Annotated in this window: 18 protein-coding genes; 10 read left to right on the forward strand and 8 right to left on the reverse strand. The window is 69.1% G+C overall.

Going from position 1 to position 18451, the window contains the following annotated elements; genetic code table 11:
* Positions 1-144: 144 nt before the first annotated feature.
* Both AC07PR_RS03415 and AC07PR_RS03420 read right to left on the reverse strand, forming a co-directional pair.
* Complete coding sequence (locus AC07PR_RS03415; protein ID WP_495134412.1) at positions 145-2160, reverse strand: putative bifunctional diguanylate cyclase/phosphodiesterase; 2016 nt, start codon at positions 2158-2160, stop codon at positions 145-147.
* A 101-nt stretch (positions 2161-2261) separates the two neighbouring features.
* Positions 2262-2951, reverse strand: coding sequence for an MCP four helix bundle domain-containing protein (locus AC07PR_RS03420; protein ID WP_495134413.1), 690 nt, complete (start codon positions 2949-2951; stop codon positions 2262-2264).
* Positions 2952-3198: 247 nt separating this feature from the next.
* Here AC07PR_RS03420 and AC07PR_RS03425 point away from each other — a divergent pair, with 247 nt between their 5' ends.
* Positions 3199-4038, forward strand: coding sequence for a thymidylate synthase (locus AC07PR_RS03425; protein ID WP_495134414.1), 840 nt, complete (start codon positions 3199-3201; stop codon positions 4036-4038).
* Between the two features lie 94 nt (positions 4039-4132).
* Here AC07PR_RS03425 and AC07PR_RS03430 read toward each other — a convergent pair whose 3' ends face one another.
* Both AC07PR_RS03430 and AC07PR_RS03435 read right to left on the reverse strand, forming a co-directional pair.
* The gene (locus AC07PR_RS03430; protein ID WP_495134415.1) at positions 4133-4375 is read right to left on the reverse strand and encodes a DUF2061 domain-containing protein; all 243 of its coding nucleotides are present in this window, start codon (positions 4373-4375) and stop codon (positions 4133-4135) included.
* Between the two features lie 163 nt (positions 4376-4538).
* A complete protein-coding gene (locus AC07PR_RS03435) occupies positions 4539-5105 on the reverse strand; it encodes a thermonuclease family protein (RefSeq protein ID WP_495134416.1) in 567 nt (188 codons plus the stop codon).
* 262 nt (positions 5106-5367) lie between these two features.
* Here AC07PR_RS03435 and AC07PR_RS03440 point away from each other — a divergent pair, with 262 nt between their 5' ends.
* The gene (locus AC07PR_RS03440; RefSeq protein ID WP_495134836.1) at positions 5368-5772 is read left to right on the forward strand and encodes a response regulator; all 405 of its coding nucleotides are present in this window, start codon (positions 5368-5370) and stop codon (positions 5770-5772) included.
* Positions 5773-6047: 275 nt separating this feature from the next.
* Positions 6048-6797, forward strand: a complete 750-nt coding sequence (locus AC07PR_RS03445) for a sugar nucleotide-binding protein (RefSeq protein ID WP_495134417.1) — start codon at positions 6048-6050, stop codon at positions 6795-6797.
* Between the two features lie 62 nt (positions 6798-6859).
* Here AC07PR_RS03445 and AC07PR_RS03450 read toward each other — a convergent pair whose 3' ends face one another.
* Positions 6860-7405, reverse strand: a complete 546-nt coding sequence (locus AC07PR_RS03450) for a histidine phosphatase family protein (protein ID WP_495134418.1) — start codon at positions 7403-7405, stop codon at positions 6860-6862.
* 57 nt (positions 7406-7462) lie between these two features.
* On the opposite strand from AC07PR_RS03450, the gene AC07PR_RS03455 reads away from it, so the two are divergent.
* The 3 genes from AC07PR_RS03455 to AC07PR_RS03465 all read left to right on the forward strand — a co-directional run bounded on the left by AC07PR_RS03455 (position 7463) and on the right by AC07PR_RS03465 (position 11303).
* Complete coding sequence (locus tag AC07PR_RS03455; protein ID WP_495134419.1) at positions 7463-9034, forward strand: cation:proton antiporter; 1572 nt, start codon at positions 7463-7465, stop codon at positions 9032-9034.
* 202 nt (positions 9035-9236) lie between these two features.
* Positions 9237-10586, forward strand: coding sequence for a glutathione-disulfide reductase (gene gorA, locus AC07PR_RS03460; protein WP_495134420.1), 1350 nt, complete (start codon positions 9237-9239; stop codon positions 10584-10586).
* Between the two features lie 162 nt (positions 10587-10748).
* Entirely contained in the window at positions 10749-11303 is a 555-nt protein-coding gene (locus tag AC07PR_RS03465) for a tetratricopeptide repeat protein (protein WP_495134421.1), read from the forward strand.
* Positions 11304-11410: 107 nt separating this feature from the next.
* Here AC07PR_RS03465 and AC07PR_RS03470 read toward each other — a convergent pair whose 3' ends face one another.
* Positions 11411-12304: an AraC family transcriptional regulator gene (locus tag AC07PR_RS03470; RefSeq protein ID WP_495134422.1), complete on the reverse strand. Its 894-nt coding sequence runs from the start codon at positions 12302-12304 to the stop codon at positions 11411-11413.
* 102 nt (positions 12305-12406) lie between these two features.
* Between AC07PR_RS03470 and AC07PR_RS03475 the strand changes: the two genes are divergently transcribed.
* The gene (locus tag AC07PR_RS03475) at positions 12407-13150 is read left to right on the forward strand and encodes an SDR family oxidoreductase (RefSeq protein WP_377155288.1); all 744 of its coding nucleotides are present in this window, start codon (positions 12407-12409) and stop codon (positions 13148-13150) included.
* Positions 13151-13161: 11 nt separating this feature from the next.
* Here the strand turns inward: AC07PR_RS03475 and ppk2 are convergent, their stop codons facing one another.
* Positions 13162-14085, reverse strand: a complete 924-nt coding sequence (gene ppk2 / locus AC07PR_RS03480; RefSeq protein WP_431103370.1) for a polyphosphate kinase 2 — start codon at positions 14083-14085, stop codon at positions 13162-13164.
* 206 nt (positions 14086-14291) lie between these two features.
* On the opposite strand from ppk2, the gene AC07PR_RS03485 reads away from it, so the two are divergent.
* Genes AC07PR_RS03485 through AC07PR_RS03495 form a run of 3 tightly spaced genes read left to right on the forward strand, consistent with a single transcriptional unit; the run spans position 14292 to position 17659 of the window.
* On the forward strand, positions 14292-14762 hold the full coding sequence (locus AC07PR_RS03485; protein ID WP_495134423.1) for a (2Fe-2S)-binding protein: 471 nt from the start codon (positions 14292-14294) through the stop codon (positions 14760-14762).
* Positions 14763-14765: 3 nt separating this feature from the next.
* The gene (locus tag AC07PR_RS03490; RefSeq protein ID WP_495134424.1) at positions 14766-16940 is read left to right on the forward strand and encodes a xanthine dehydrogenase family protein molybdopterin-binding subunit; all 2175 of its coding nucleotides are present in this window, start codon (positions 14766-14768) and stop codon (positions 16938-16940) included.
* Positions 16937-17659 carry an Isoquinoline 1-oxidoreductase subunit gene (locus AC07PR_RS03495; protein WP_495134425.1) on the forward strand — a complete coding sequence of 241 codons (723 nt, stop codon included), beginning with the start codon at positions 16937-16939 and terminating at the stop codon, positions 17657-17659. The genes AC07PR_RS03490 and AC07PR_RS03495 overlap by 4 nt, the downstream gene beginning before the upstream one ends.
* Here AC07PR_RS03495 and AC07PR_RS03500 read toward each other — a convergent pair.
* A complete protein-coding gene (locus AC07PR_RS03500; RefSeq protein WP_483106238.1) occupies positions 17599-18417 on the reverse strand; it encodes a LuxR C-terminal-related transcriptional regulator in 819 nt (272 codons plus the stop codon). The genes AC07PR_RS03495 and AC07PR_RS03500 overlap by 61 nt on opposite strands.
* Positions 18418-18451: the final 34 nt, after the last annotated feature.

The raw sequence follows: 18451 nt of genomic DNA on the forward strand, positions 1-18451 counted from the left end.
AGGATCTCGGCCATCGCCAGCGGCGCATCGGCGTCGAAGGTCCACGTGCGCAAATGGGCACGATCGCGGGCCCGTTGATCGAGGGGACGCGCACCGATCGCGCGCCGTTGCCATCGGGGGTTCATCGACGATCGCCCGGCGCGCTCACGCCGCCGCCAGTGCCGGGAACGACAGGCCGAGCGCGGACGCGGCCGTGGCGCTTGTCGCGACCATCGGCGCCATCGCGGTCAGCGCCGCGCGGCGATCGTGCTGCGCGAGGAACTCCGCGGCCTTGTCCGCCGCCAGCGGGCGGCCGTAGAAATAGCCCTGGATCTCGTCGCAGCCCATCTCCACGAGGCGGGCGCGCTGCTCCTGCGTCTCGACGCCCTCGGCCAGCACCGTCAGCTGCAGGCTGTGCGCGAGGCCGACGACCGCGTGCACGATGCACGACGGATTCGCCTTCGGATCGAGGCTCATGCCGCGCACGAAGGACTGGTCGATCTTGAGCTTGTTCAACGGAAACCGCTTCAGGTAGGCGAGGCTGGAATAGCCGGTGCCGAAGTCGTCGATCGCCAGCGCCAGACCGAGCCCGCGCAGCGCTTCCAGCACGTCCATGACCTTCTCCGGGTCCTGCATTGCGGTGCTCTCGGTGAGCTCGATCTCCACGTGTGCCGGATCGACGCCGGACACGGCCAGCCCGTGGCGGATCGTGTCCAGGAAGCCCGCCTGCTGGAACTGCCGCATCGACACGTTGACCGCGATGACCACCGGTTCCGCGCGGCCCTCGTTCCACAGGCGCGCCTGGTGGCAGGCCTGCTCGAAGACCCAGGCGCCGATCGGCACGATCAGGCCGGACTCCTCGGCGAGCGGGATGAACTCCACCGGCGAGACCAGGCGGCCCTGGCGCTTCCAGCGCAGCAGTGCCTCGAAGCCGCGCAGCGCGCCGGTCGCGAGGTCCTGCTGCGGCTGGTAGTGCAGCGCCAGCTCGCCGCGCTCGATCGCGTGCTGCAGATCGGCTTCCATGTCGAGCCGCTCCAGCGTCTGCGTCTGCAGGTGCGCCGAGTACGGCACCAACTGGTCGCCGCCCGCGCGCTCGGCCGACTGCAGCGCGGCATCGGCCTTGCGCAGCAGCGTCTCGGCGTTGCCGCCGTCCTCGCGGCTGTCGACCTCGCCCAGGCTCAGCGTCAGGAAGACCTCGTGGCGGTTGACGCGGAACGGCCGGGCCAGTTCCTCGCGCAGGTGGGCGATGGCGGCGACGTGTTCCGCGCTCGGGCCCTCGTAGAGCACCGCGATCATCGCGCCGTCCAGGCGGAACAACTGGGCGCCGTGGGCGCGGGCCGCGGCCTCGAGTCGCCGTCCGACGTCGAGCATCAACTGGTCCGCGTGACGATGGCCGAGGCTGACGACGACGCGTTCGAAGCGGTCCAGCTTGCCCAGCACCAGCGTCAGGTCCGCGCCGTCCAGTTGGGCGAGCCGGCGCTCCAGGCTGCGGCGATGCGGCAGCCCGGTCAGCGGATCGTGGACGGCCTGGTGCGCGAGGACATCCTCCGAGCGCAGCCGCGCCCACACGTGGTGGATCATGAACAGCGCCGTCACTGCAGTGATCAGGTTGAAGACGTGGACGACGGTGCCGATCTGGTCGATGCGATGGGTGGCCTGCTCGCTGCTGCGGTAGACCATGGCGTCGATCTCGTCCTGGAGCGCGTCGATGTCGCCGCGGACCTGGTTGGTCAGCCGGTTCAGTTCGAACAGCACCGCCTCGGCCGCGCCGGGCTTGGGGTTGTCGGCGACGGCGTCGAAGCGCGGCGTCAGCGCGAGGATGGACTCGAAACCCACCTGCATCCGCCCGATGACGTCCTTGTGCTCGGTCTGCGCGCGCAGGGCCTGGAGGTTGGCGTCCATGTCGCGGCGCGTGTCGCGCTCGAGCATGACGAAGCGGTCATGGCTGATCGAGTTCGCGAAGTACTTGTTCATCGCCAGTTGATGCAGCAGCAGCGAGGACTCGAACTCCGAGAGGTGATGCAGCAGCGGCACCTTCTCCTTGAGCAGCGGCGTGGCGCTGCTGCGGATGCTGGCGGTCATCCAGTCCATGGCGACGGACATGCCGATGCTGAGCGCCACCAGCGCGGCCAGCAGACCGTAGACGCCCCAGCGGTAGGGCCGGCTCACCGTGTGATTCATGAGCGTTCTCCGTCGTAGCGGGTGTTCAGGGGTGTTCGGGGGTGCCGAGGCGTCCGGGTGTCCGGGCGTACAGGCTTCCAGGCGCTCGGCCATCGCGTCGCTCAGGCACTGAGTCGCGCGACCGCTTCGCCGGTGCCCGGCGCGAGGTCCCGGCGGATCCGCTGGCTGCCGACCACCGCGGCGCCCACCAGCATCGCGACGCACAGCGCGACCAGCAGGCCGCGGGCGTTCAGGTAGCCCTCCTCGCCCTCCTCCGCCGCGGCGCTGATGAGCGCGGTCTGGCGGTCCTTGAGGGCATCGAGGTCGGCCATGGTCTTCAGCTGCGCCGCGCGCAGTTCGCCCACGAGCAGCGCGCCGGCCTCCTCGCGGTGGCGGTCCTTGAGCAGCGCGACGAAGCGCTGCTGCAGCGGCACGTAGTCCGAGAACGAGCGCGACAGGCGCGCGATGTCCGCGGCGCCGTTTTCCAGTGCGGGCTGGTGCTTCAGCGACTCGATGGTGGCGGCGATCTCGCGCGTCTGGCGGCCGGTGTCCACGAGCGCGGCGGCGATGCGGGTCTCGTCCTCAAAGATCAGCGCGTTGCGCAGGCCGCGGCCGACGGCGTTGACCTGGTCGGACATGTCGCCCAGGCGCTGGACCAGCGGGAGGCGTTCGCGCTCGATCTGGCGCAGGCTGGCGCTGACGGCGGCCAAACGCGACACGACCACGCCGGTGCTGAGGGCCGACAGCGCGAGCAGGAGCAGGAACACGGCCGCGAGGCGCGTGCCGGTGCTGAGCGACTGGATGGATTTCATGCGGACCCCGCGTGGCTTGTCTCGATGGCCGGCGGCCGCTGGCGTACGAGCGACGTTGTCCGGGCTGCGGCGATGTTCGGAGGCGCACGTTGGGATCGGGTTACGACGGCTCACCGCGCGCATTACAGGCGTAATGCGGTGGGGCGCCGCCTACCTCTTCCGGGGGGTGACGACGTCCGGGCGAGGGAGCGGCCCGGGGAGACCGCGCGGCCTGGGGGCTCGGCGCGGGCCCTCTAGAATCGCCCTCATGACGACCCCGACCGCCCCTGCCTCGACCGCTGCGCGCCCCGTGCGCAGCCAGTACGAAGACTTCATGCGCCACGTGTACGAGCACGGCGTGGCCAAGGGCGACCGGACGGGGACGGGCACGCGCAGCGTGTTCGGGCACCAGATGCGATTCGACCTGAGCGAGGGGTTCCCGCTGGTCACGACGAAGAAGGTGCACCTGAAGTCGATCATCCTGGAGCTGCTGTGGTTCCTGCGCGGCGACTCCAACGTCAAGTGGCTGCAGGAGCGCGGCTGCTCGATCTGGGACGAGTGGGCGCGCGAGGACGGCGACCTGGGCCCGGTCTACGGCGTGCAGTGGCGCAGCTGGCCGAAGGCGGGCGGCGGGCACGTGGACCAGATCGCGGAGGTGGTGAAGCAGCTGAAGACCAATCCGGATTCGCGCCGGATCATCGTCTCGGCGTGGAACGTGGCGGAGCTGGACCAGATGGCGCTGATGCCCTGCCACGCGTTCTTCCAGTTCTACGTGGCGGACGGCAAGCTGTCGTGCCAGCTGTACCAGCGCAGCGCGGACATCTTCCTGGGCGTGCCCTTCAACATCGCGAGCTACGCGCTGCTGACGCAGATGCTGGCGCAGCAATGCGGGCTGGGTCTGGGGGACTTCATCTGGACGGGCGGGGATTGCCACATCTACTCGAACCACTTCGAGCAGGTGGAGACGCAGCTGTCGCGCAGCCCGTTCGCGTATCCAACGATGCAGATCAAGCGCAAGCCGGACTCGATCTTCGACTACGAGTTCGAGGACTTCGAGCTGCAGGACTACCAGCACCACGCGGCGATCAAGGCGCCGGTGGCGGTGTGAGCGGCGGAAGCTGAACTCACATGGCGCTGAGGCCGGAGGATCTCACCGAAGAGGAGATGCTTGCGGTCGAGGCGCGGTTTCCGGAGTTTGCCCTTCAGGCGACCTCGACCTTCGCCGTCGCGAGCGAGCGCTCATGCGCCCTCTTGCGGCGTGCCGACCACCACGCCTTGATCGACGGGTGCCCCCAGTATTTGTCGAAGAAGTAGTGGAGGACGGTGTTGACCAGCGGCTCGATGAACGTCACCAGGCCCGCGATGGCGATGCTTCCGGTGAGCAGGTAGGTCACCGTGAAAGAGGTCCCGAGGTGAAGCACTCCGAACGTTGCAGTCTTGGCCATCTCGCATCCCCTTCCAGCCGAGTTTGATCTTGCTCGAGATGGTACGGATCGCTGATGCGACCGGCCAATCGCCTTTGCTCATCGCGAAGATAGGTGCTGCACGACTGATGGTCTGGACTGGCCCCCTCCGCCCTTCTCAAAGCGGCAGGGCAAGACCTGGCACTCAGCGGGAGGACTCATGTTCCGCGGGAGCTCTGGCACCAGTCACTTTGCTGCGACGGAATTCCCACGGAGGGGTTGGCGTCGTCTCGCTCCATAGGCCGCGCCGCGCGCGCCGGGCATCGATCTCCTCGGCTGAGTACAGGGTGCGTTGTGCGGCCGGTTGCTCCCGCTCGTACGCCTTGTAGTGCCAGGCCAGGCCTGCTCTCAGTTGGGCTTGGCCGACATCGACCGAACGCACGCGGACAAGCCCGAGGATGCGGCCGTAGCGATCTCTCTTCTTCCAGTCCACGACAACCTCCTGCCGGAAGACCAGCTCCGAGAGGTGCTGCCGCGAACGCTCCCCAAAGGCTTGGCGCTTCTCCGGTGCATCGATACCCACCAGTCGCACGCGATGCGGATGGTGCTCGCTGTCCAGCACGGTCAGCGTGTCGCCATCAGAGAGGCCGACGACTTCGCCGCGGAGCGTCGCTGCGCCGGCGGTGCCGAGCAAGCTGCAAAAGAGGACGGCGATCCGAACTGCGTGGGGCGAGGAAAACGGAGAGAAGCATCTGCCGGAGGGAACGGACATGAACGGTGCGGAGTGGCGGCGGGACCCGGTTTGTAGGTCATTTCCCGACAGCGAGTTGATGGATTTGCCGGCATTCGCACAAATGATAAAAGTGCAAAATTCATTTCACGTTGTTACGTCGTAAAGAGCGGCGGCAACGTCCCCGCTTTTCCTCCCTGAGCGGGGTCGACATCAGTCGATTACGCCCGGCGGCGCGCAAGCGGTCCGGGCTTCTTTTTTTGCTCGCGCAGCGAAGAGGATGGCTGCCACCGACCGACAAGAAATGCGAATTCTGCTAATCGACGCATCGTCCTCGTTCCGACGGCGGCTTCGAGACCGACTGACCCGGGTGCCTGGCGCGGCAGTGGTGGGAGAGGCCGAGCATGAGGATCAAGCCGTCATGGCCGCAGGCCTGTGCAGGCCGGACGTCATCCTCACCGACTTGACCCTCTCCACGGGCAACGGCTTCTCGGCGGTCCAGCGACTCCGGGCCCAGGGGTTTCAAGGCACGGCGTATGCCGTCACCTGTGGGGACGAAAGCGTGTTCGGGCCACTGTGTATCGCCGCAGGCATCGACGGCTACTACGACAAGGTCCATGACCTGGACCGTCTGGTGCAGGCGCTGGCCGTGATCGCGGATGCCCCGACCCCACCCACGCGGTCGAGGCTCAAGATCGCTGACCTCTGACGGCTTGTGGCACGAACCGGCCTTGCGCCCATTCGTCGCGGAAAAACACGAGGTCTGAATGCTCCGCCGCATCCTGTACGTCGCCTCGATTGCTGAAGGCAAGACCGACCGGGTGCTGACGCAAGCGGGACGAACGACCCGCGGGCCTGCAGCTCTCCCCTGCCGCGATGCGAGGCATGGCGCTGGCCTCCTGAGCCGATGGCGGCGAGCCGCGCGCGAAGCCCCGGACGCGTGGCAGAGTCGGGGGGATCAACAGCCAAAGATCGACACTGGACATGAAGCTCCTCATCACCGGACTGAACGGCACCGTGGCTCCCTGGGTCGGCCGTGAAGCGGAAACGCGAGGCTGGGACGTGGTGGGTTGGGACCGCGGCGCGGTGGACCCTGCCGATGAGGCCGCCGCCCTGGCCTTCCTGCGCGCCGAGGCGCCGGAGGCCATCGTCCACCTGGCGATGGGCGCCGAGTCGTGGGCAGCTCAGCTGGCAGGCTTCGCGAGGCTGCACGGGGTGCCCCTGGTCTTCGTGAGCACCGCGATGGTCTTCGACGCTTCGTCAGGGGGACCTCATCGGCCAAGCGACCAGCGGACCGCAAAGGACGACTACGGGCAGTACAAGATTCGATGCGAGGACGCGGTGCTGACGGCTTATCCGTCGGCGACCGTGGCCCGCATCGGTTGGCAGATCGCGCCGGATGGTGTCGGCAACAACATGCTCCGTCACCTGGATGAGCAGCACGCCCGGGATGGGCGCATCCGCGCGAGTTCAGCCTGGCGTCCGGCGTGCTCGTTCATGTCCGACACCGCGGCGGCGCTCTGCGATCTCGTTCAGGAAGGCACCGGCGGGCCGGTTCATCTGGACAGCAACGCCTTGGATGCGCTGACCTTCGACCAGTTGGTTCAGAAGTTGGGAAAGAAGTTCGAGCGGAATTGGGTGGTCGAGGTGACGCAGGAGTACGTGCATGACCAGCGGCTCGTGAATGAGAGCGGCGGCTCGATGCTGCCGCCGCTGAGCGTCCATTTGGGGTGATGGGGCGCGCGTCCTCTGACTGAATGAGCGAGGCTTCAGCTTGCTCCGGTTCTGAACGCGGCTCAGGGCGCCGGAGCGGCCAACTGGCCCAGCACCTCTGCGCGTCCGTCGGCCCAGCGCAGCGCGACGCCTTCACCAGACGCGGGATGGATTCCGCTGAGCCCGGTGATCGTCACCTGGTGCGTGATGACCACCAGCACGCCCGGTCCGCGCCAACCGGCCAGCAGCGCGGTGGCATCGCGCAGTTGGCCGGCTTCGCGCTCCATCTGCCCGAAGAAGGAGCCGAAGGCCGGCTGCTCTTTCACCGGCAAGCCGGGGAAAGCCAGCCGCGCCGTCTCCAACGTGCGACACCAGGGCGACGCCCACACCGCGGTGATGCGCAATTTGCCCAGGCGCTGGCGCAGCGCCTCGCCGATGCGGCGCGCCTGATCGCGCCCCGCGTCGCTGAGGTTGCGCTGCGTGCCGCAATCACCGAGCTTGAGCCCCGGCGGGTCGCCGCCCCCTGGCGCCAGCGCATGGCGGTAGAGCACCACGTCGCCGTCGCGCAGGTCCACCGCCCAGACGGGCGCAAGCAGCAGACAAAGCAGGCAGGCTAGACAGAACTTCATGGCGGCCTATTGTGAACCGGGGGCGCGAAAGCCCTTTCGCACTGACATACTCGGCCCGTGCACGACCTAGAGCAGATCATCGTCCTCTTCGTCGCAGCGGTGCTTCTGGCCGCTGCCGCAAGAAGGATGGGCGCCCCCTACCCCGTCTTCCTGGCGGTAGGCGGCGCGGTGCTCGCATTGCTACCCGGCGCGCCTCATCTCACCTTGCCACCCGACCTGGTGCTTGCCCTCTTCGTAGCACCGATCCTGGTCGACGCGGGATACGACGCGTCACTGCGCGACCTGAAGGACAACTGGCTTCCGCTGGCAAGCCTGGTGATCGTCGCGGTCAGCCTGACCACCGCGGCGGTCGCGCTGGTCGCGCACACCTTGGTGCCGACCCTGCCCTGGGCCGCCGCCATCGCGCTCGGGGCCATCGTGGCTCCGCCAGACGCCGTGGCCGCGACCGCCGTCCTTCGCCCGCTGCATCCGCCGCAACGCATCCTCGGCATCCTGGAGGGCGAGAGCTTGCTGAACGACGCCAGCGCGCTCTTGATCTACCGCTTGGCCGTTGGCGCCGTCGCGGCAGGAAGTTTCTCCCTGCAAGCCATTGCGCCGGCCTTCGTCCTCAGCGTGGTCGGCAGCCTCGTCGCCGGGCCCGCGCTGGGCTTGCTGACGCAGCGGCTGCTCGAACGCGTCCAGCACATCCCGACGGCGATCATCATGCAGTTCGTCGGCGCCGTGGGGGTCTGGCAACTGGCCGAGCACCTCGGCCTGTCGGGCGTGCTCACCACGGTGTGCTTCGCCATGACATTGGCTCGCATCGCACCTGCCCGCATCGAGGCGCGCGTCCGCGTCCCCACCAACGCCGTGTGGGCGACGGTCGTCTTCGCGCTCAACATCTTTGCGTTCATCTTCATCGGCCTGCAGTTGCGCCCGATCCTCCTCGACCTGCCCGAGGCCACGCGAGACCACTATCTGACCGTTGCGGCCGCCGTGCTGCTGACCGTCATCGTGGTGCGGATTGCCTGGCACATGGCGTTCAACGCGATGCTCGGCGCGTTCGGCAAGAGACATCGCGTCAAGGTGGCGCGGCTGATGCTGAAGCCGACCGTCGGCAGCGGTCTCGTCATCTCGTGGGCCGGCATGCGAGGCATCGTCACGCTTGCCGCAGCCCTGGCGCTTCCAGCACAGTTCCCCGGGCGAGACCTCATCGTGCTCACCGCATTCCTGGTCGTCCTGGGCACCCTGCTCATCCAGGGCCTGACGCTCAAGCCGCTTCTTCGCTTGCTCAACCTGCGGGACGGCGACCCGGTGGGCGAAGAGGAAACGGCGGCGCGGCAGCGAATGCTCGAGGCCGCCTTTGCCCGGCTGCCGAAAGACTCGACACCCGTGCACGACCTGGTGCGCAAGAACCTGAAGATGCACCTGGGCCGGCCACTTCACGACACCGGCAGCGCCTTCGCGTCGTTCGGCGCCGAGTACGACGACGCCTATGAAGGGGCGCTCGACGCCGCTCGGCAGACGCTCCTGACCATGCGCGACGCGGCGGAGATCGGCGACGACGCCTTCCATACCCTGGAGAACGAACTGGACTGGCTGGAGGCGTCAGACCCACTGCGCGCAGCCAACGCGGACTCGACGGAGTAGCTGCCAAGCTGCACCAGTTGGCCAGCGCCTCAATGTCGCGCCAGCCATCGACCGGTGTCTGCCAAACATTCGCGCTGCAGCACGCGATTGTTCCGACCCGCACAATGACCTGTTCCCCCGCCCACCGTTGATGGGCAGAGCGCGCGTCGTTACGCTGTCGTATCGATAGGAGCGCCCGGATCGACCTCCGGGCCATTGACGTATGCAGCAGTTCGACTTTGATCTCTTCGTGATCGGCGCTGGTTCCGGCGGCGCACGCGCCGCCCGGGTCGCCGCAAAGCACGGCGCGCGCGTGGGCATCGCCGAGGGCGCCAATTTCGGCGGCACCTGCGTCAACCGCGGTTGCGTCCCCAAGAAGCTGATGGTCTACGCGAGCCGTTTCCCCGATGCGTTCAAGGCCGGCAAGGCGTTCGGATGGGACGCGCCGGAGGCCCGCTTCGACTGGCACGCGTTGATGAACAACAAGGACACCGAAATCGACCGCCTGGAGAGCGTCTACGAGCGCAACCTCCACGGGGTAGGCGTGCAGACCTTCCCCGAACATGCCACGCTGCTGGGCGCCCACACCGTGCGGCTGCGCAGCAGCGGCAAGGTCGTGACGGCCGAGCGGATCCTGATCGCCACCGGCGCGGCCCCTGACCGCCCCAGCTTCCCCGGCGTCGAACTGGCGATCACCTCGGACGAGCTCTTCCATCTGAGCGAGCAGCCGCGGCGCCTCCTGATCGTCGGAGGCGGCTACATCGCCGTCGAGTTCGCCAGCGTCTTTGCCGGCCTGGGCAGCCAGGTGACCCAGCTCGTGCGGGGCCCGGCGCTGCTTCGCGGCTTCGACGGCGAGATCGCCGAGACACTGCGCGAGCATCTGTCCATGCGCGGCGTCGACCTGGTCTTCGATGACCGCATCGAAGTGCTGCGGCGGGAAGGCGCGGCCCTGCGCGTCGCCACGACCGGCGGGCGCTCCTTCGAGGTGGATGCCGTCCTGCTCAGCACCGGCCGCCGCCCGAACATCGAAGGCCTGGGGCTCGAGGCGGCCGGCGTCGAGGTCAACGACAAAGGCGCCATCGTGGTCGGCCCCGGCGGCAGCACGACCGTCGCATCGATCTTCGCCATCGGTGACGTCACCGATCGTCTGAACCTGACGCCGGTGGCCATCCGCGAGGGTCAGGCGTTTGCGGACCGCCACTACGGCCACATCGAGGTGCCGGAGATCGACTACGCGCTGGTCCCGACCGCGGTCTTCACCACGCCCGAGATCGGCGTCGTGGGCCTGACCGAAGCGCAGGCGCGCGAACGCTTTCCCGGCCTGCGCGTGCTGAAGACCCGGTTCCGCTCGATGGCGCAGGCCTTCGCCGGCTCGCGGGATCAGGTCTTCTTCAAGGTGCTCGTCGATGACGCGACCGACCGCGTGGTGGGCGTGCACCTGCTCGGCGACGGGGTCGCGGAGATGATCCAGTTCATCGCCGTCGCCTTGAAGGCGAACGCGACCTGGCAGGACTTCCGCAGCACGGTCGCCCTGCATCCGACCATCGCCGAAGAACTCGTCACGCTCAAGTGAGATCGGCGAGGCGGATCGCCCCCGCCTCGCGCCTCGCCTTCTCGCCTCGCGCGGACCATGCACGGGGCCCTTCCGCTTGTCCTACACGCACTCGCACCGCTCTCCGGCAGAGGCAAGTCCCGACCCCCGGCACCATTCACGGCAACTCACCAGAGCACTGCCATGACCACCAACCCGCCGATCTCCGCCGCCGACATCCTCCTGGCCCACATCACGTCCGCGCGCCCCGCCGTGCGCGTCGAAGACGTCGAGCTGCACAGCTCGGCGCGCCGCCTGAGCAACGCCGCGCTGGACGCGCTGGTCGAGCTCGCGGCACTGACCGAGACGACCGACGAAGCCGCCGCCGAGGCAGGCTATCGCAAGGCCATCGCCAACGATCCCTGCCACATCGAGGCCTTCGCGCAGCTGACCTCGCTGCTCAGCCGCCAGGGCCGTCATGACGACGCGCTGGAGCTGATCGACCAGGCCGTCGGCTGGTGCAGCGACATCGCGTCGCTGTACTTCTTCGCCGGCAAGGTCCAGGAGAGCGCCGGCCGCCTGACGCAGGCCATCGCGGCCTTCGAGCAGGCGCTGGACCTGAACCCGGCGCTGGCTGAAGCGCATTACCGCCTGGGCTCGCTGTGCGAGCAGCTCGGCGAGCCGCGCGCCTCCGCCGCCCACTTCCGCGTCTATCGCCGCCTCGTGGACGAGAACCAGTCCAACCTGCGTCTGAGCTGAGGGCCCTCGCGCCGCTTCAGCGGCGACGCGCCCCCTCTGCCGCCACTGCTGGACTCGACGTGTCTGCTGGCGCGAACCGCGCTCACACACGCTGTGTTCCGCGCGGCTCAGCCGCGCGCATGACGACTCGGCGCCATACCCACGTGCCGGCTGAACGCCGTGCTGAAGGTGCTCGTCGAGCCGTAACCGACGCGCTCCGCCACTTCCGAGACCGGCACCTTGCCCGCCCGCAGCAGCTCCTTGGCGATCTCCATGCGCCAGGCCAGCAAGTATTCCATCGGCGCGACGCCGACCGTGCGCGTGAAGCGCTCGTAGAACGCGGACCGCGACAGCGCCGCGAGCTTCGCCAGTTGCGCCACCGTCCACGCGCGCTCGACCCGGGCGTGCATCTGCTGCAGCGCCTTCGCGAGCCGCTCATCGGCGAGCCCGCGCAGCAGGCCCGCCGGTGCGTCCGCGGTGGAGCTCGCCCGCATCGCCTCGATCAGCATGGCTTCGACCAGGCGCGACATCATGAATTCGCCGCCGGGCTTGGGCGCCATCGCCTCCTCGCTGACCAGTTGCACGAGCAGCGCCAGTCGGGATGAGCCTCGCACGTGCACCACGCGCGGCAGCAACGCCACCAGCAGGCCTGGATCGGTACAGTCGAAGGCGAACGCGCCGCCGAGCGAGCGCATGTCAGCCGGACCGCGGCGCTCGCCATAGCGCAACTCGCCGCGCGTCTTCGCGGCTTCCCGCGGATCCATCGGCATCACCGGCACCGCGTCCACGCTCGATAGCGTGAAGGCCGGTGTCGTCGGCAGCAGGACGAAGTCGCCGGCCTGCAGCGTCACCGCGTCATGGCCATCGACCGCCAATCGGCTGTGCCCTTCCAGCACGATGCAGAAGCTCGGCTGGCCGTACTCGGTGTACCGCACCGCCCAGCCGCCCTTGCCGCTGATCAGGTTGGCCATGACCGCGCGCGGGCGCAGCAGGCGCACGACATCGGAAAGCGGATCGCTCATGTCCGGACGATGGCCAAAGAAATGCGGACGATACACCCTCGTTCGTCCGGCGACGGATCTCTATCGTGGCTCCCTGTTCCCACCCACCCATGGAGATTCCCGATGAAGACCGTCCTGATCACCGGCTGCTCGTCCGGCTACGGCCTCGCCACCGCCCGCCACTTCCACGCCCAGGGCTGGCAGGTCATCGCCACCATGCGCACCCCGCGCGACATCGACATCCCGCCCTCCTCCCGCTTGCGGGTCGTGGCGCTGGACGTCACCCGACCGGAGAGCATCGCCCGCGCGCTCGAGGACATCGGGACCATCGATGTGCTGGTGAACAACGCCGGCATCGGCCTGTTCGGCGCCTTCGAAGCGACGCCGATGACCACCGTGCGCGACGTCTTCGAGACCAACACCTTCGGGACCCTGGCGATGTGCCAGGCGGTGATCCCCCGCCTGCGCGAGCAGCGCTCGGGCACCATCGTCAACGTGACGTCCAGCGCGACGCTGGCGCCCTTCCCGCTCGTGGCGGCCTACACGGCCAGCAAGACGGCGATCGAGGGGTTCAGCGCCTCGCTGGCGCTGGAGCTGCGCGACTTCGACGTGCGCGTGCGCCTCGTCGAACCCGGCTACGGCCCGGGCACGAACTTCTCGGCGAACGCCGGCGAACGTATCCAGGGCCTGATCACGGCGCCCTACGCGGCCTACGCGCAGCGCATCTTTGCGGAGTTCGTCGGCGCTTCGCTCACGACGACGCCGGAGGACGTCGCCGAGGCCGTCTGGCTGGCCGCCAACGACACGACGGATCGCCTGCATCGCGCCGCCGGGCCGGATGCGGTGGCGCTCGCCGAGCGCCGTTGATCGATGCCTGCTCAGTACTTCGCCGGCACGAACATCGACTCCGGCACCGGATGCCGCATGTAGTCGTCGTGCCGCTCGCGATCCGGCAGGCGGATCTCGGTGCGTTCGACCTCGTGGTACGGGAACTGGTCCAGCAGATGCTGGATGCAGTTCAGCCGCGCGCGCTTCTTGTCGTCGGCCGCCACCACCCACCACGGCGCCTCGGGGATGTGCGTGCGGTCGAGCATCACTTCCTTGGCGCGCGTGTAGTCCTCCCAGCGGCGGCGCGACTCGAGGTCCATCGGCGACAGCTTCCACTGCTTGAGCGGATCGTGGATGCGGCCCAGGAAGCGCAGGTGCTGCTCCTCGTCGCTGATGGAGAACCAGTACTTGATCAGCGTGATGCCGGAGCGCACCAGCATGCGCTCAAACTCGGGCACCGAGCGGAAGAACTCCTCGACGTCGTCCTCGCCGCAGAAGCCCATCACCCGCTCGACGCCGGCGCGGTTGTACCAGCTGCGGTCGAAGAGCACGATCTCGCCGGCGGCCGGCAGATGCGGCACGTAGCGCTGGAAGTACCACTGCGTGCGCTCGCGGTCGTTGGGCGCGGGCAGCGCCACCACGCGGCACACCCGCGGGTTGAGCCGCTGCGTGATGCGCTTGATCGCCCCGCCCTTGCCGGCGGCGTCGCGGCCCTCGAAGAGGATCACGACCTTCTGCCGCGTGTGGTGCACCCAGTCCTGCAGCTTCACCAGCTCGCGCTGCAGGCGGAACAGGTGCTTGAAATAGGCGATGCGCTCGCCGTGCGCGCTGTCGGAATCGCTCTCGTCCAGCGCGCGCAGCGCCTCGTCGACGTGGCGGTCCTCGATCTCCAGCTCCAGTTCCTCGTCGTAGCCGTCCTGCAGGTCGCGGCGGATGCGTTCGACGAGATCGTCGCGGTCGGATGCTGAGCTCATGGTCGGCGGGGACGGAATGGTGGAAGCCTCGATCATCCGCCAGCGCGGTGACGGCGGCGTGACGATGCCCCGGCCGACCGATCCGGCCTCATCCCGAGGGATGAGGCGCGTCTCCCCGCCCCGAACGAGCCGGCATGCATCCCCCGTGCTGACGACACCGCCCCGCCATGGCCGGACAGTGGGTCTTCCACAGGAGGATCCCGCTCATGGCCTACCAGCTCAAGATCAACGGCAAGCTGCGGAGCGTCGATGTCGACGGCGACACCCCGCTGCTCTGGGTGCTGCGCGACGTCGTCGGCCTGACCGGCACCAAGTTCGGGTGCGGCATGGCGATGTGCGGCGCCTGCACCGTGCACCTCGACGGCAATCCCGTCCGCTCCTGCTCCTTCCCCGTCGAGGGCGTCGGCAAGCAGGCCATCACCACGATCGAGGCCATCGGCCAGACCCCCGTCGGCAAGCGCATCCAGGCCGTCTGGGTCGACAAGGACGTGCCGCAGTGCGGCTATTGCCAGTCGGGCCAGATCATGTCGGCCTGCGCGCTGCTCAAGCAGAACCCGCGCCCCACCGAGGCCGACATCGACGCCGCGATGTCGGGCAACCTGTGCCGCTGCGGCACCTACCCGCGCATCAAGTCCGCCATCCTGATGGCGGCCGCCGGCGCGCCGGTCAAGGGGTGAGCCATGGAACGCCGTGATTTCCTCAAGATCGGCGCCGGCACGGGCGGCGCCTTCGTCGCCTCGTTCTGCCTGCCCCTCCGCGCAGACGCCGCCGGTGCCGCGAAGGCCGCCAAGGGCGGGACCGCTGCTTCCTCCGCGGTCGCCTCCTTCGAACCCAGCGTCTACATCCGCATCGCGCCGTCCGGCAAGGTCACCTATGTGATCCCCTTCGTCGAGATGGGCCAGGGCTCCTTCACCGCCATCCCGATGATGCTGGCCGAGGAGATGGACGTCCCGCTCTCGACCGTCACCATCGAGCAGGCCCCGGCCGACGAGAAGCGCTACGCCAACCCGGTCTTCGGCATGCAGATCACGGGCGGGTCGGCCTCGATGATCGCCGCGTGGAAGGCGGTGCGAACCGCCGGCGCGACCTGCCGCGCGATGCTGGTCAACGCCGCCGCCGACACCTGGCAATGCACGGCGCAGGAATGCGTCACGCGGGACGGCAAGGTCGTGCAGGCGGCCACCGGCAAACAGCTGGCGTACGGCGCGCTCGTGACCAAGGCCGCCGGGATGCCCGTGCCCAAGGACGTGCCGCCGAAGGACCCGAAGGCCTACCAGCTCGTCGGCACGCCGGCCAAGCGGCTGGACACGAGGAGCAAGACCAACGGCAGCGCCCAGTTCGGCATCGACACGCGCCTGCCCGGCATGAAGGTCGCCGCGATCACGCACTGCCCGGTGGTCGGCGGCAAGGTGCGCCGCGTGGACGACAGCAAGGCGCTGGCCGTGCGCGGCGTGCGTCGGGTGCTGGTCGCGGACGACATCGTCGGCGTGGTCGCGGACCACTACGGCGCCGCGCGCAAAGGCCTCGCCGCGCTGGTCATCGATTGGGACGAGGGGCCGAATGCGGGTTTCTCCACCACGGCCTGGAAGACCTCGGTGCGCGACGCGCTCAAGCGCAAGGGCATCGTGTCCAAGCAGGAGGGCGACTTCGCCGCGGCCAAGGCCGCGCCGGGCACCCGGCTCGTCGAGGTCGAGTACGACGCGCCGACGATGGTCCACGCGCCGCTGGAGCCGATGAACTGCACCCTGCACTTCCACGACGGCGCCTGCGACGTATGGCTCGGCACGCAGGCGCCGGTGAAGGCGCAGCAGGCGATCGCCGCCGTCAGCAGCGTGCCGGTCGAGAAGATCCAGGTCCACAACTTCCTGATCGGCGGCGGCTTCGGACGCCGGCTCGACGCCGAATACGTCGGCCAGGCCGCGAAGCTCGCCCGGCAGGTCGACTTCCCGCTCAAGGTGATCTACAGCCGCGAGGAGGACATCCGCCATGGCAGCTTCCGCCCGCTCTACTGCGACGAGATGGCCGCGACGCTCGACAGCGCCGGCAAGATCACGGCGATCTCGCACCGCCTGTCCGGCTCGTCGATCGTGGCTCGCTACGCGCCGCAATGGCTGCAGCCCGGCGTCGCCGATCCCGACGCCGTCGAGGCCGCCGAGACGCCTTATTCGATCCCCGCGAAGATCGTCGAGTACGTCCCGGTCGAGCCGCCGTCCGGCTACATGACCGCGTTCTGGCGCGGCGTCGGCCCCAACCACAACGCCTGGGCCGTCGAGGGCTTCATGGACGAGCTCGCCGTCACGGCCAAGGCCGATCCGGTGGCCTTCCGCCTCGCGCACCTGAACGACAACCCTCGGCTGAAGGCGGTGCTGGAGACCGCCGCTGCGAAGTCCGGCTGGGGCACGCCGCTGCCGGCGCGTACCGGCCGGGGCGTGGCGGTGCTCAACGCCTGGGGCAGCCACATCGCGATGGTGATGGAGCTCAGCGTCACGCCCGACGGCGCGGTGATGCTGCGCCGTCTGACCACGGCGCTGGACTGCGGCATCGCCGTCAACCCGGACAGCGTCGTCGCGCAGATGGAAGGCGGTCACATCTTCGGCCTGACGGCGGTGATGCTGGGCAAGCTCACCATCGACAAGGGCCGCGTGGAACAGAGCAACTTCCACGACTTCCCGCTGATGCGCATCGACCAGACGCCGCGGATCGACGTGCACCTGGTCCGCAGCGGCGCGGAGCCCGGCGGCGTCGGCGAGATCGGCACCGCAATCATCGCGCCGGCCTACATCAACGCGCTGTATGCCGCGACCGGCAAGCGCTTCCGCAGCTATCCCGTCGCCGTCGAGGAGCTGAAGGCATGAACCACCCGATCTCCCCCTCCACCGGTCGTCCGGGCTCGGCGATCATCCCGACGACCACCTCGGCGATCACCTTGGCAGCCGTCGCAACAGCGATGCGCGGCGCGCTGGTGGTGCTGGCCGCGTCCGCCGGACTCGCCGCCACCGCGCACGCTCAGGACGCCCGCCCCGCCGCCGCGTCGGCCGCGGTCGCCCCGCTGCGCACGGTGCAGAGCTTCGACGCGATCGCCGATCCGAAGGAGCGCTCGCGGGCGATCTTCGTCGAGGCCGGCCGCGTCATCCAGAGCCCGCGCTGCGTGAACTGCCACCCTTCCGGCGACCGGCCGCTGCAGGGTCAGGGCGTGCAGACGCGGCTGCACATCCCCAACGTCACTCGCGGTGCGGACGGCAAGGGCGTGCCGGCGCTGCGCTGCTCGAGCTGCCATCAGGCGAAGAACAACGACGCGTCCGGCGTGCCGGGTCATGCGATGTGGCACGTCGCGCCGCGCGAGATGGCCTGGCAGAACCTGTCGCTCGGCGAGATCTGCGAGCAGATCAAGGATCCCGCGCGCAACGGCAAGCGCACGCTGGCGCAGATCCACGAGCACATGGCGCACGACACGCTGGTCGGCTGGGCGTGGATGCCCGGCGCGCAGCGCGAGCCGGCGCCGGGGACGCAGGCTCAGTTCGGGGAACTGGTCGACGCCTGGATCAAGACCGGCGCCTTCTGCCCGGCGAAGTGACCGGCGCGCGCGGCCTCCGCGAAGGCGGTCCGCGCTGTCTGGGCTGCCGTCTGAGCCGCCGCCGTCCGGGCCGTCGGGTCCGCCTGTGCCAGGAGCGCCGACTCCTGCGGCGGTCGGGCCGTCAGCCCGCTGCGGGCGGCGATCGCGACGGCCTCGGTGCGCGCGCCCGCGCCGACCTTGCTGAGGATCGCGCGCACATGCGTCTTGACGGTGGCGCCGGTGATGCCCAGCCGCTGCGAGATGTCCTTGTTCGACGCGCCGGTGGACATCGCGACCAGCACGTCCATCTCGCGCTTGGTGAGCCGGTCCTGCGTCAGGCTGCGCGCGAGCTTGGGCGCCAGCTCGACGGACACGAACTGCACGCCGAGCATCACCGCGTCGACCGCCTCGACCAGTTGCTCGGGGCGGCATCGCTGCAGCAGGTAGCCGTGCACGCCGGCCTCCATCGCGGCACGGACGTCCCACTCGCGGTCCATCGCGGTCAGGACGAGGATGCGGGGACATCGGCCGCCGGGATGGCCGCCGGGCCGCCGCGCCGCCTGACGCGCGGTCAGGGCCAGCGCCAGCGCGCTGGTGTAGTCGGCGATGAGGACGTCGCATCGTTCGGGCGACTCGCCCGACACGATCCGCACCGCGTGCGCCAGACTGCAGATCGAGGCCGCCAGGTCGGCGCGGCGGCTCAGCACCGCCGCGCATCCCGCGCAGGTCAGGGCTTCCTCGTGGACGATCTGGACGAAGGTCGGTCCAAGATGGGACATGGTCGCGCACCTCGTTGTGCTGGGCGGGTGACCC

The sequence above is a fragment of the Roseateles sp. GW821-FHT09H11 genome, assembly GCF_059415845.1.

Excerpts from the sequence above, each read along its gene's own strand:
- AC07PR_RS03450 (WP_495134418.1), bottom strand. The coding sequence starts at position 7,405 with ATGAAGTTCTGTCTAGCCTGCCTGCTTTGTCTGCTGCTTGCGCCCGTC.
- gorA (WP_495134420.1), top strand. The coding sequence starts at position 9,237 with ATGCAGCAGTTCGACTTTGATCTCTTCGTGATCGGCGCTGGTTCCGGC.
- AC07PR_RS03495 (WP_495134425.1), top strand. The coding sequence starts at position 16,937 with ATGAACCACCCGATCTCCCCCTCCACCGGTCGTCCGGGCTCGGCGATC.
- AC07PR_RS03470 (WP_495134422.1), bottom strand. The coding sequence starts at position 12,304 with ATGAGCGATCCGCTTTCCGATGTCGTGCGCCTGCTGCGCCCGCGCGCG.
- AC07PR_RS03500 (WP_483106238.1), bottom strand. The coding sequence starts at position 18,417 with ATGTCCCATCTTGGACCGACCTTCGTCCAGATCGTCCACGAGGAAGCC.
- ppk2 (WP_431103370.1), bottom strand. The coding sequence starts at position 14,085 with ATGAGCTCAGCATCCGACCGCGACGATCTCGTCGAACGCATCCGCCGC.
- AC07PR_RS03485 (WP_495134423.1), top strand. The coding sequence starts at position 14,292 with ATGGCCTACCAGCTCAAGATCAACGGCAAGCTGCGGAGCGTCGATGTC.
- AC07PR_RS03435 (WP_495134416.1), bottom strand. The coding sequence starts at position 5,105 with ATGTCCGTTCCCTCCGGCAGATGCTTCTCTCCGTTTTCCTCGCCCCAC.
- AC07PR_RS03465 (WP_495134421.1), top strand. The coding sequence starts at position 10,749 with ATGACCACCAACCCGCCGATCTCCGCCGCCGACATCCTCCTGGCCCAC.
- AC07PR_RS03425 (WP_495134414.1), top strand. The coding sequence starts at position 3,199 with ATGACGACCCCGACCGCCCCTGCCTCGACCGCTGCGCGCCCCGTGCGC.
- AC07PR_RS03430 (WP_495134415.1), bottom strand. The coding sequence starts at position 4,375 with ATGGCCAAGACTGCAACGTTCGGAGTGCTTCACCTCGGGACCTCTTTC.
- AC07PR_RS03440 (WP_495134836.1), top strand. The coding sequence starts at position 5,368 with ATGCGAATTCTGCTAATCGACGCATCGTCCTCGTTCCGACGGCGGCTT.
- AC07PR_RS03445 (WP_495134417.1), top strand. The coding sequence starts at position 6,048 with ATGAAGCTCCTCATCACCGGACTGAACGGCACCGTGGCTCCCTGGGTC.
- AC07PR_RS03475 (WP_377155288.1), top strand. The coding sequence starts at position 12,407 with ATGAAGACCGTCCTGATCACCGGCTGCTCGTCCGGCTACGGCCTCGCC.
- AC07PR_RS03415 (WP_495134412.1), bottom strand. The coding sequence starts at position 2,160 with ATGAATCACACGGTGAGCCGGCCCTACCGCTGGGGCGTCTACGGTCTG.
- AC07PR_RS03490 (WP_495134424.1), top strand. The coding sequence starts at position 14,766 with ATGGAACGCCGTGATTTCCTCAAGATCGGCGCCGGCACGGGCGGCGCC.
- AC07PR_RS03420 (WP_495134413.1), bottom strand. The coding sequence starts at position 2,951 with ATGAAATCCATCCAGTCGCTCAGCACCGGCACGCGCCTCGCGGCCGTG.